This is a genomic window from Arthrobacter sp. CJL-S3, assembly GCF_056711635.1.
In genome coordinates this window covers 2,108,671-2,120,488 of the sequence record NZ_CM160046.1, presented here as the reverse complement: position 1 = coordinate 2,120,488, position 11,818 = coordinate 2,108,671, and the positions used below count along the sequence as shown (strand labels likewise).

Genomic DNA, 11,818 nt, shown 5'->3' with positions numbered 1-11,818 from the left:
CTTACCCTAGCCCAGCTTGGCTGCGACGAGCTCCGTGAGGTCCACGAGGCGGTTGGAGTAGCCCCATTCGTTGTCATACCAGGAAACAACCTTGACCTGGTTGCCGATCACCTTGGTCAGGCCGGAGTCGAAGATGGAGGACGCCGGATCGCCGACGATGTCCGAGGAGACGATCGGTTCGTCGGTGTAGGTCAGCAGGCCCTTGAGTTCCGGGGTCTCGGAGGCGGCCTTGAGGGCTGCGTTGACTTCCTCGACGGTGGTTTCGCGGGAGACGACGACGGTCAGGTCAGTGGCGGAGCCGGTCGGAACGGGAACGCGGATGGCGTAGCCGTCGAGCTTGCCCTTGAGTTCCGGCAGGACCAGGCCGATTGCCTTGGCTGCACCCGTGGAGGTGGGGACCATGTTGATGGCGGCGGCGCGGGCGCGGCGGAGGTCCTTGTGCGGGCCGTCCTGCAGGTTCTGGTCGGCGGTGTAGGCGTGGATGGTGGTCATCAGGCCGCGCTCGATGCCGAAGGCGTCGTTGACCACCTTGGCCAGCGGGCCGAGGCAGTTGGTGGTGCAGGAGGCGTTGGAGATGATGTGGTGCGCGGCGGGGTCGTAGAGCCCGTCGTTGACGCCCATCACGATCGTGATGTCCTCGTCCGAGGCGGGGGCGGAGATCAGGACCTTCTTGGCGCCGGCGTCGATGTGCTTCTGCGCGTCGGCGGCCTTGGTGAAGAAACCGGTCGATTCGATCACAATGTCAACGCCGAGCTCGCCCCAGGGCAGCTTGGCCGGATCGCGCTCGGCGAGGACCTTGACGGTCTTGCCGTCGACGACGATGTTGCCGTCCTTGACCTCGATCGTCTCCTGCAGGCGGCCGCCCACGGAGTCGTACTTGAAGAGGTGGGCCAGGGCTTCCGGGCTGGTGAGGTCGTTCACGGCCACGATCTCGAGGTCTGCCCCCTGGGCAAGTGCGGCGCGGAAGTAGTTGCGGCCAATACGGCCGAAGCCGTTAATACCAATACGGGTGGTCACGTTTTCAGTCTCCTTGGTGCTTTTGCAAGCACGACTAGTTGAGAAGGCGCTCAAGCCAACTAACAGATCCCGCACGCCATTGGGCAGAGATGATTAACAGATCGGAGGGCGACCAGCCACATTGCTGAAGGCTAACCGCCTTCCGTGACCCATCTTACGTTTAACTTGGCCTGCCCCCGCAAGTGCGGGGGCAGGCCGTCCACGATTTGAGCCAACCGGCCCGAATTGTGAAGTTTGTTACAGGCGCGTGAACTCCGTCACACGGATTAGGTCACGGCGTGTTAGAGCGTGATCAGCCCGGTGGCGTTCTTGCGGGCGGCGTCAAAGCGCTTGGCGACGTCGGCCCAGTTCACGATGTTCCAGAAGGCCTTGACGTAATCGGCCTTGACGTTGACGTAGTCCAGGTAGAAGGCGTGCTCCCACATGTCCAGCATCAGCAGCGGGGTGGTGCCGAGTGCGACGTTGCCCTGCTGGTCGTAGAGCTGCTCGATGACAAGGTTGCCGCCGATGGGCTCGTAGGCCAGGAAGCCCCAGCCGGATCCCTGCAGGCCCAGCGCCGCGGCGCTGAACTGGGCGCGGAACGCGTCGAAGGAGCCGAACGCGTCGTCGATCGCGGCTGCCAGCTCACCCTCGGGCTTGTCGCCGCCGTCCGGGGAGAGGTTGTTCCAGAACACCGAGTGGTTGATGTGGCCGCCGGTGTGGAACGCGAGGTCCTTGGAGAGGCGGTTGATGTTGGCGAAGTCGCCCTTGTCGCGTGCCTCGGCCAGCTGGGCGAGGGCGTTGTTGGCGCCGGCCACGTAGGCGGCGTGGTGCTTGCTGTGGTGCAGCTCCATGATCCGCGCGGAAATGTGGGGCTCCAGCGCTGCGTAGTCATAGCTGAGTTCGGGCAGTACGTACTCGGTCACAAAATCCTCCAATGTCGTGGACTGGTTGTCCGTTGGGTAACTCTCGGATTGTGCATCCGGATGTTGTGGCACCCGGAAGTCTCTGGATCGGAATCCAGTGGGCATAGCCTCCGGTCTCGCTGAGGTATTCCCGCCGGCCCGATCCGATTCTGCAGATGTTTCTCCGGTGAGGCTACTCGTCGAGCATTTCCGGCGTCACATTGGCTTCCGTGCCGGGGATGCCGAGGTCCTGGGCGCGTTTGTCCGCCATGGCCAGCAGGCGGCGGATCCGTCCGGCGATGGCGTCCTTGGTCATGACGGGGTCCGCGAGCCGGCCGAGTTCGTCGAGGCTGGCCTGTTTGTGCGCCACGCGGAGTTCACCGGCGTACTTCAGGTGGTCCGGGACGTCGTCGCCGAGGATCTCCAGGGCACGGTCCACGCGGGCGCCTGCTGCGACTGCAGCCTGCGCCGACCGCCGCAGGTTGGCGTCGTCGAAGTTGGCGAGTCGGTTGGCGGTGGCCCGGACTTCCTTGCGCATCCGCCGTTCCTCCCACACCATCAGCGCGTCGTGGGCGCCCATCCGGGTCAGCAGCGCCGCGATCGTGTCGCCGTCGCGGATCACGACGCGGTCCACTCCCCTGACCTCGCGGGCCTTGGCCTGGATGCCCAGCCGGCGGGCCGCGCCCACGAGGGCCAGGGCCGATTCGGGGCCGGGGCAGGTGACCTCCATGGCGGAGGACCGGCCGGGTTCGGTGAGGGAGCCGTGGGCCAGGAAGGCGCCGCGCCAGACGGCCTCGGCGTCGGCGGCGGATCCGTTCACCACAACCGAGGGCAGCCCCCGGACCGGGCGGCCCCTGGCGTCCAGCAGGCCTGTCTGGCGCGCGAGGGCCTCGCCGTCGCGCACCACCCGGACGACGTAGCGGCTGCCGCGGCGCAGCCCGCCGCCGGAGACGACAATGATCTCGCTCTGGTGCCCGTAAACCTCGGCGATGGCGGCGCGCAGCCGCCGCGCGGTCGAGGCGAGGTCCACTTCGGCCTCGATCACGATCCGGCCGGAGATGATGTGGAGTCCGCCGGCGAAGCGAAGCATGGCGGACACTTCAGCCTTGCGGACCGAGGACTTCTTGATGTCCAGCCGGGAAAGTTCTTCCTTGACTGATGCTGTCAGTGCCATGGCACTTTTCCTACCTGTTCCCGAAAATGTCGTGGTACGCCGTTGCCAGACGCAGCGGGTCGTGGATCGGCCGGCGGCTCGACGCCCCCACTTTACCCAACACCACCTCCGCGCCGAGCATCCCGGCCGCCCGTTCGAAATCGGCGCGGTCCGTCACGGAGGCCGGATCGGCCAGGACGACGTCGATCGTGAAGTCCGGGGCGTAGTCCCGGAGCACCCGCAAATGGTCGGCGGCGGACATGCCGAGGGTTTCCTTGGTGTCCGTGGCGAGGTTCATGGTGAGGCACCGGCGGGCGGCCGTGCTGCAGAGGGCATCGCGCATTTCCGGCAGCAGCAAATGCGGGAGCACGGAGGTGTACCAGGAGCCGGGGCCCAGGATGACCCAGTCGGCCAGTTCGATCGCGGTGAGCGCCTCGATGCAGGCGGGGGCGTTCTCCGGCAGCAGCCGGACGCGTTCCAGCGACCCGGCGACGGCGCACTTCGCCTGGCCGGTCAGGGTCTGCAGCGCCTGGCTGCCGTCCGGCGCGGTGACCCGGACCTGTCCCTCGATGGTCAGCGGGACACTGGACATCGGCAGGACCTCCCCGCGGGCGCCCAGCAGCGCGCCGGCCCATTTGAGGCCCGCCACGGTGTCGCCCAGGAGCTCCCACAGGGTCACGATCAGGAGGTTGCCCATGGCGTGTTCATCGAGGGAACCGCCGCGGCCCTTGCCGGGCGCGAAGCGGTGCTGCATGACGTCGCGCCACGTGCGGCCCCAGTCGGTGTCGTCACAGAGCGCCGACAGCGCCATCCGGAGGTCGCCGGGCGGCAGGACGCCGTACTCCTCGCGCAGCCTGCCCGAGGACCCGCCGTCGTCCGCGACGGTGACGACGGCGGTCAGCTCGGACGTGAGCAGGCGCAGCGCGGACAGCGAGGCGGCAAGGCCGTGGCCGCCGCCGAGCGCCACGACGGAGGGACCCTTGTCCTGCTGGCTGGCGAAGGCGGCGCTGGCCGGAGGGACGAGCGGCAGTGGCCCGGTAAGCAGCGCCATTATTCGCGGCCCAGGTCCCGGTGGGTGGTGGTCACGGTGACCCGCGGGTACTGCGCGAGCCGGCGGGACAGCTCGACCGCGACGGCCACGGAGCGGTGCTTGCCGCCGGTGCAGCCGACGGCGATGGTGGCGTAGTGCTTGTTCTCCCGGCGGTAGCCGTCGAGGACCGGTTCGAGGGCCAGCACATAGCGTTCCACGAAGTTGCTGACGCCCTGAGCCTCCAGCACGTAGTCGCTAACGTCCGGGTCCAGCCCGGTGTGCGGGCGCAGCGCCGGCACCCAGTGCGGGTTGGGGATGAAGCGGGCGTCGGCGACGAAGTTGGCGTCGACAGGGAGCCCGTATTTGAAGCCGAAGCTCATCACGTTCAGGCGGAGGGCCACGGGCCCGGTTTCGCTGAACAGTTCGGTGATCGCGGTGGCGAGGCCGTGGACGTTCAGGGTGGAGGTGTCCAGCACGATGTCGGCGGAGGTGCGGAGTTCGTGCAGCAGTTCGCGTTCGGCGGCGATGCCTTCCAGGATCCTGCCGCCGCCCTGCAGCGGGTGGGGGCGCCGGCCCTGCTCGAAGCGGCGGACGAGGACGTCGTCGTTCGCGTCGAGGAACAGCACCCGGAACCCGACGCCGCTGGCTTCCAGGTTGCGCAGGGCGGTGCGGATGTCAGCGAACAGCTCCTTGCTGCGCACGTCCATCACGACCGCGAGCTTGGAAATGGAACCCGGCGCGTGGGACACGATTTCCGCGAGCGTGCCGAGCATCTGCGGGGGGAGGTTTTCCACGACGTACCAGCCGTGGTCCTCCAACGCGTCCGCGGCAGTGCTCCGGCCGGCTCCCGACATGCCCGTCACCACGAGCAGTTCGGCCTCGACGGGTTTGACCGGCGTCATGCCGTCCGGCTCCGTTCCGGATCCTGCCGTCGACTCTGCCATCAGTGAAGCCCCGTTCTGCTGTGCTGTTGTTCGCGATTTCTGCCGGGCGCGGCCCGCGGTGCGATGAACCGCAGCGCGCCGTTTCCCAAGTCCCTACCCTAGCTAAGTTTGCCGGGGCTAGCTAAGTTTCCAGGATTTCGCCGGTGGTCATGTTGATGGCGGGGACGGTGGCGGAACCGCCGTCGTCGTCGCTGAAGTGCCGGACGATCGCCGCAGCCAGCGACGGGCCGATCCCCTTGGCGCCGGTGAGTTCCTCGACGCTGGCCGTCCTGATGCTCTTGACCGAGCCGAACTGGGCGAGCAGGGCCTTGCGCTTGGACTCGCCGAGGCCGGGCACGCCGTCGAGCGCGGACACGGTCATCGCCTTGCCGCGCTTCTGCCGGTGGAAGGAAATCGCGAAGCGGTGGGCCTCGTCGCGGACGCGCTGCAGCAGGTACAGCCCGGCCGAGGCGCGCGGCAGGATCACCGGGAAGTCGCTGTCCGGCAGCCAGACCTCCTCGAGCCGTTTGGCGAGCCCGACGACGTAGACATCGTCGATGCCCAGTTCGGCCAGGGCGCGGGCGGCCGCGTTGACCTGCGGCTTGCCGCCGTCGACCACCACGAGGTTGGGCGGGTAGGCGAACCTGGTCCGCGGCGCGGGGGTCGTTGTGTCGGCGACGGCCACCGCGGAGGGAGCCGCGACGGCGGCGTCGGCCGTGGCGTTGAGCAGGGCCTGATGGCCCGGCTGCCGGGCGGCGTCCGCCAGTGCGGTCTTCTCCTGGAGGTAGTTCCGGAACCGCCGGGTCAGGACGTCATGCATGGCCGCGGTGTCGTCCGTGGCGGCGGCGCCGGTGACGGAGAACTTCCGGTACTCGGACTTCTTCGGCAGCCCGTCCTCGACCACCACCATGGACCCGACCACATTGGTGCCCTGGACGTGCGAGATGTCGAAGCATTCGATTCGCATCAGCGCGACCGGCAGTTCGAGGGCCTCCTGCAGTTCCTGCAGCGCCTGGGACCGCAGGGTCAGATCGCCGGCGCGGCGGGATTTGTGCAGCTTGAGGGCGTGCTCGGCATTTTCCCGGACGGTGGACAGCAGGGCGGCCTTGTCCCCGCGCTGCGGCACGCGGACATCGACCCTCGCCCCGCGCAGCCCGCTGAGCCACTGCGCCAATTCGGCGGCGTTGCTGGGCTCCGTCGGGACGAGGACCTCGCGGGGCAGCCTGCCCTGCAGGCCGGCCTCCTCGCCGTACACCTGCTGGAGCAGGTGCTCAACAAGGTCGGGCGTGGTGGAGTCCTCGACCTTTTCGACGACCCAGCCGCGCTGGCCGCGGATCCGGCCGCCGCGGACGTGGAAGACCTGCACGGCGGCTTCGAGTTCATCCTCGTGCAGGGCAAAGACATCGGCGTCGGTGCCCTCGGCGAGGACGACGGCGTTGCGCTCGAACACCTTCTTGAGCGCGACAATGTCGTCGCGGATCCGCGCGGCCCGCTCGTAGTCCAGTTCCGCCACGGCGGCGGCCATGTCCTTTTCCAGCCGCGTGACGAACGGCTTGGCCTCGCCGCCCATGAAGGTGCAGAAGTCCTCGGCCAGGGCGCGGTGGTCCTCGGCGGAGATGCGGCCGACGCAGGGGGCCGCGCACTTGTCGATGTAACCGAGCAGGCAGGGCCTGCCGCTGGCTTGGGCCCGTTTCAGGACGCCGGGGCTGCAGCTGCGGACGGGGAAGACACGCAGCAGGGTGTCCATCGTGTCGCGGATCGCACCGGCGGTATAGGGGCCGAAGTAGCGGGTGCCCTTGCGGCGTTCGCCGCGCAGGACCTGGACGCGGGGGAACTTCTCCGCCATGGAGACGGCCAGGTAGGGGTAGCTTTTGTCGTCCCGGAACATCACGTTGAACCGGGGCTTGAATTCCTTGATCCAGGTGTATTCGAGCTGCAGCGACTCGAGCTCGCTGCCGACGACGGTCCACTCGACGCTGCTGGCCGCATGGACCATCGCGTAGGTTTTGGGGAGCAGCCCGGCCGGGTTGGCGAAGTAGGAGTTCAGCCGCGCACGGAGGTTCTTGGCCTTGCCGACATAGATGACCCGGCCGTGCGGGTCGCGGAAGCGGTACACGCCCGGATTGGTCGGAATCTCACCCGTCTGGGGTCGGTAAGTCGCTGGATCTGCCACAGTTCAAGTCTACTGAGCCTGAGGCCGTTCCCCGGACGGGCAGGCCAGGACGGGGCCTGGCCGTGCGGGTCAGGGCCCTGCCAGTCTCCTATTTAATCAACGGACTTGCTCTGGTTGTAGCTCGTGGAGCGTTCCTGGCCGCTGAGTTCCGCGATCGCGTCCATGATGCGGTCGGTGGCCTGCCGGCGGGCGGGCAGGGAGTGGTCCGGACCGGTCTTGTCGAAGTACAGCGGTGCACCGACTTTCATGGTGAAGTGCTGCGGCTTGACCGACTTGCTGTCCGCGGGCTGGAGGTGCTCGGTGCCGATCAGTCCGACCGGGATCACCGGGGCGCCCGTGGTCAGGGCAAGCCAGCCGACGCCGGTGCGGCCGCGGTAGAGGATGCCGTCGCGGGAGCGTGTTCCCTCCGGGTAGATGCCGACGCCCTTGCCGGAGTCGAGGATTGCCAGCAGCGTTTTAAGCGCCTGGACACTGGCGGCCTGTTCGCCGCGTTCCACCGGGATGGAGCCGACAGCCTCGAAGAAGGACTTCATCACCTTGCCCTTGACCCCGCCGGTGGTGAAATATTCCGCTTTGGCGAAGAAGGCCACGGGGCGGGGCATAAGGGCCTGGACGATGACGCTGTCCAGGAAGGACAAGTGGTTGGGGGCCACGATGAACGGGCCCTCCTTGGGCACGTTTTCGAGTCCGATGACCGTGGGCCGGCACGTCGAGGTCACCAGTCCCCGCGTGGTCCAGCGGATTGCATCAAACATTGCCATCGGTGTGCACCTCGTCTGCGGCGTCGGTCATCGGGTCAGCGGTCACTGCCTTCGGGATCACGGCGGCAGCCCGCCCCGGATCCCGCCGGGCAATGGTCTCGTGGAGGGCCGCGCTGCTGTGCACGATCTCCACCGCGCCGGCCGCGTCGAGTTCGCCGTCCGGAGCGAAGCCCCAGCCTACGCCGATGCAGTCGATTCCATTGGCAGCCGCCCCGGCCACGTCCTGCGCCCGGTCCCCCACCATCACGGCATTCCGGGTGTCCACGCCGTGGTCGTTGGCCAGGTCCGCCAGTGCCGCGGCCACGATCGCCGCCTTCCCGGACGGCACCCCGACCGCTGCCGCCTCGTCGGCGGCCGAGCCGCGGATGGTGTGGAACAGCGCGGCGATGCCGTGGTGCTCCAGGACGGTCCGGGCGATGCCTTCGGGTTTCTGGGTAGCGACGGCGATGGGCCGGCCCGCCTCGACGAAGGATTCCAGCAGCGCCCGGATTCCCGGGTACAGCAGGCTCTGGCCGATGCCGGTGGCGCGGTAATGCGCGCGGTAAATCCGAATGGCGTCGTCCAGCCGTTCTGCGGGAACCCCGGCGATGTCCGTGAGGGAATGGCTGAGTTTCGGGCCGATCATGGCATCCATCAGGGCCTTATCGGGAATCCCGAGTCCAAGCTCGGTGAGGGCCGCTGCGATTCCGTCCGTTATCCCTCCGGCCGGATCGACAAGAGTGCCGTCCAGGTCGAAGATTACGGGCACTGTTGTTTGCGTCACCGGCTTAGTTTCTCACGAGAGCACGGATGCCAGAAACTCACATGCCCCGGCGGGAATGTATCTGTGGCGGCGGGCCGGTGCCTCCGCGGCAACTCCGTGGACGCTCCGGCGCCGTGCCCCCGTCAGGCCAGGATTTCGGCGAGGAAGGCCGCCGTGTGGCTTTCCGTGGACTTGGCCACCTGTTCCGGGGTTCCGGAGGCGACAATCCGGCCGCCGCCGGACCCGCCGTCGGGGCCCAGGTCCACGATCCAGTCCGCGCTCTTGATGACGTCGAGGTTGTGCTCGATCGTAATGACCGTGTTGCCTTTTTCCACGAGACCCTGGAGGACCAGGAGCAGCTTCCGGATGTCCTCGAAGTGCAGGCCCGTGGTGGGTTCGTCCAGCACGTAGATGCTGCGCCCGTTGGAGCGCTTCTGCAGCTCCGCGGCGAGCTTGACGCGCTGCGCCTCGCCGCCGGAGAGCGTCGTGGCGGGCTGGCCCAGCCGGACGTAGCCGAGTCCGACGTCGACGAGGGTCCTGAGGTGCCGGGCGATCGGCGAGAAGGCAGCGAAGAACTCCGCGCCTTCCTCGATCGGCATGTTCAGGACATCGGCGATCGTTTTGCCCTTGTAGTGGACTTCCAGGGTTTCGCGGTTGTACCGGGCACCGTGGCACACCTCGCAGGGCACGTAGACGTCCGGCAGGAAGTTCATTTCGATCTTCAGTGTGCCGTCGCCGGAGCACGCCTCGCAGCGGCCGCCCTTGACGTTGAAGGAGAACCGGCCCGGCAGGTAGCCGCGGACCTTGGCTTCGGTGGTCTCGGCGAAGAGTTTGCGGATGTTGTCAAAGACACCCGTGTAGGTCGCCGGGTTGGACCGCGGGGTCCGGCCGATCGGGCTCTGGTCGACGTGGACGACCTTGTCGAGGTGCTCCAGGCCCTGGATGGACTTGTGCCGCCCTGCCACCTGTTTGGCGCCGTTGAGCTTGTTGGCCAGGACCTTGTAGAGGATCTCGTTGACCAGGGTGGACTTGCCGGAGCCGCTGACGCCGGTCACCGCGGTGAACAGGCCCAGCGGGAACGTGGCGTCCACGTTCAGGAGGTTGTTCTCCTTGGCGCCGACGACCTTGAGTTCGCGCTTCTTGTCGTACTTGCGGCGCTTCTTGGGGATCTCAATCTTTTTCCGGCCGGAGAGGTAGTCGCCGGTAAGCGATTCGGTGTTCTCGAGCAGCTCCTTGTAGGAGCCGGAGTGCACCACCATGCCGCCGTGTTCGCCGGCTCCCGGTCCGATGTCCACCACCCAGTCGGCTTCCTGGATGGTGTCCTCGTCGTGTTCCACCACGATCAGGGTGTTGCCGAGGTCCCGGAGCCGGGTGAGGGTTTCGATCAGGCGGCGGTTGTCCCGCTGGTGCAGGCCGATGGACGGCTCGTCCAGGACGTAGAGCACGCCCACGAGGCCGGAACCGATCTGGGTGGCCAGCCGGATGCGCTGGGCTTCGCCGCCGGACAGGGTGCCGGACGGGCGCTCCAGGTTCAGGTACTCCAGGCCGACGTCGAGCAGAAACGTCAGGCGGGCCTGGATCTCCTTGAGGACCTGGTTCGCGATCTGGGCTTCGCGGCCGGTGAGGACGAGGTTGTCCAGGAAGTGGGCGCATTCGCGCATCGGCAGGGCGGCGACCGCGGCGATGGACTTGCCGTTGATCAGCACAGAGAGCGACGCCGGGTTCAGGCGCGCGCCGTTGCAGGCCGGGCACGGGATCTGCCGCATGTATTCCTCGTACCGGTCGCGGGCAGAGTCCGAGTCCGTTTCGAGGTGCTTGCGGTGGACGTACTGGATGACGCCCTCGAAGCCGGTGCTGTATTTGCGTTCCCGGCCGAAGCGGTTGCGGTACTGCACCACGACTTTGTGGTCCTTGCCGTGCAGCACGGTCTGGCGGGCGTCCTCGGAGAGCTTGTCCCACGGGGTCGTCATCGAGAAACCGAGTTCCTTGGCGAGGCCGCCGAGCAGCCGGTTCCAGTACTCGGTCGTGGCGGTGCCGAGGGACCACGGGGCGATGGCCCCTTCCGCGAGGGACAGTTCCCCGTTCGGGATGATGAGTTCCTCATCGACTTCCAGCTTCGTGCCGATGCCGCTGCAGGCCGAGCAGGCGCCGAAGGGGTTGTTGAAGGAGAACGAGCGGGGCTCGATCTCGTCGATCGCGAGGGGGTGTTCGTTGGGGCAGGCGAGGTGTTCGGAGAACGCCCGGATCCGCTCCGGGTCGTCAGCTTCAAGGTCGACGAATTCGGCCAGGATCCGCCCCTCGGCCAGGCCGAGCGCGGTTTCCACCGAGTCGGTGAGCCGCTGCCTGATGCCCTCCTTGACGACGAGGCGGTCCACGACCACTTCGATGGTGTGCTTGAACTGCTTGCCCAGCTTGGGGGGTTCGCTCAGCTGGATGAGCTTGTCATCGACCCGCGCCCGCGAGTAGCCCTTCGCGGTGAGTTCCTTGAACAGTTCGACGAATTCGCCCTTGCGGCCGCGGACCACCGGTGCCAGGACCTGGAAGCGGGTGCCCTCCGGCAGTTCCAGCAGCTGGTCAACGATCTGCTGCGGGGTCTGCTTCGCGACGAGCTCCCCGCACACGGGGCAGTACGGCCGGCCGACACGGGCCCACAGCAGGCGCATGTAGTCGTAGATCTCGGTGATGGTGCCCACGGTGGAGCGGGGGTTCTTGCTGGTGGACTTCTGGTCGATGGACACCGCGGGCGAGAGGCCCTCGATGAAGTCGACGTCGGGCTTGTCCACCTGGCCGAGGAACTGCCGGGCGTACGCGGACAGGGATTCGACGTAGCGGCGCTGGCCCTCGGCGAAGATCGTGTCGAAGGCCAGGGACGATTTGCCCGACCCGGAGAGCCCGGTGAAGACGATCATGGAGTCGCGGGGCAGGTCCAGGTCGACGTTGCGCAGGTTGTGCTCGCGCGCTCCCTTGACAATGAGCCGGGACATGTCCGGGCGCTTCACCGCGGGGCGGGATTCCTCCGCGCGGCCCGGTTTGACCGGACTCACCGGAGCGGAGTCCATCGGAACTGGGCTCTCACGGACTGCGGAGGGCGGGGAATCAACGGCTGGATCTTCAGCTACGGCTTTAGGCACGCTA

9 protein-coding genes are annotated in these 11,818 nt (G+C 67.5%); all 9 read right to left on the bottom strand.

Going from position 1 to position 11,818, the window contains the following annotated elements:
* Positions 1-6: 6 nt before the first annotated feature.
* On the bottom strand, positions 7-1,017 hold the full coding sequence (gene gap, locus AC06G6_RS09570; protein WP_354170520.1) for a type I glyceraldehyde-3-phosphate dehydrogenase: 1,011 nt from the start codon (positions 1,015-1,017) through the stop codon (positions 7-9).
* Positions 1,018-1,298: 281 nt separating this feature from the next.
* Positions 1,299-1,922, bottom strand: a complete 624-nt coding sequence (locus tag AC06G6_RS09565) for a superoxide dismutase (RefSeq protein WP_282379198.1) — start codon at positions 1,920-1,922, stop codon at positions 1,299-1,301.
* A 172-nt stretch (positions 1,923-2,094) separates the two neighbouring features.
* Positions 2,095-3,075 (bottom strand): DNA-binding protein WhiA, encoded by a 981-nt coding sequence (whiA, locus tag AC06G6_RS09560; RefSeq protein ID WP_066438143.1) that lies wholly within the window; start codon positions 3,073-3,075, stop codon positions 2,095-2,097.
* A gap of 10 nt (positions 3,076-3,085) precedes the next feature.
* Positions 3,086-4,105: a gluconeogenesis factor YvcK family protein gene (locus tag AC06G6_RS09555; RefSeq protein ID WP_479828450.1), complete on the bottom strand. Its 1,020-nt coding sequence runs from the start codon at positions 4,103-4,105 to the stop codon at positions 3,086-3,088.
* Entirely contained in the window at positions 4,105-5,028 is a 924-nt protein-coding gene (rapZ, locus tag AC06G6_RS09550) for an RNase adapter RapZ (protein ID WP_479828449.1), read from the bottom strand. Before rapZ ends, AC06G6_RS09555 begins: the two co-directional genes overlap by 1 nt.
* Before the next feature lie 121 nt (positions 5,029-5,149).
* On the bottom strand, positions 5,150-7,180 hold the full coding sequence (gene uvrC / locus AC06G6_RS09545) for an excinuclease ABC subunit UvrC (RefSeq protein WP_479828448.1): 2,031 nt from the start codon (positions 7,178-7,180) through the stop codon (positions 5,150-5,152).
* Positions 7,181-7,272: 92 nt separating this feature from the next.
* Positions 7,273-7,941: a lysophospholipid acyltransferase family protein gene (locus AC06G6_RS09540; protein ID WP_307464018.1), complete on the bottom strand. Its 669-nt coding sequence runs from the start codon at positions 7,939-7,941 to the stop codon at positions 7,273-7,275.
* Positions 7,928-8,704: an HAD hydrolase-like protein gene (locus AC06G6_RS09535; RefSeq protein WP_479828447.1), complete on the bottom strand. Its 777-nt coding sequence runs from the start codon at positions 8,702-8,704 to the stop codon at positions 7,928-7,930. The genes AC06G6_RS09540 and AC06G6_RS09535 overlap by 14 nt, the downstream gene beginning before the upstream one ends.
* 122 nt (positions 8,705-8,826) lie before the next feature.
* Complete coding sequence (gene uvrA / locus AC06G6_RS09530) at positions 8,827-11,814, bottom strand: excinuclease ABC subunit UvrA (RefSeq protein ID WP_479828446.1); 2,988 nt, start codon at positions 11,812-11,814, stop codon at positions 8,827-8,829.
* Between the last annotated feature and the right edge of the window lie 4 nt (positions 11,815-11,818).

Excerpts from the sequence above, each read along its gene's own strand:
- whiA (WP_066438143.1), bottom strand. The coding sequence starts at position 3,075 with ATGGCACTGACAGCATCAGTCAAGGAAGAACTTTCCCGGCTGGACATC.
- AC06G6_RS09555 (WP_479828450.1), bottom strand. The coding sequence starts at position 4,105 with ATGGCGCTGCTTACCGGGCCACTGCCGCTCGTCCCTCCGGCCAGCGCC.
- rapZ (WP_479828449.1), bottom strand. The coding sequence starts at position 5,028 with ATGGCAGAGTCGACGGCAGGATCCGGAACGGAGCCGGACGGCATGACG.
- AC06G6_RS09540 (WP_307464018.1), bottom strand. The coding sequence starts at position 7,941 with ATGGCAATGTTTGATGCAATCCGCTGGACCACGCGGGGACTGGTGACC.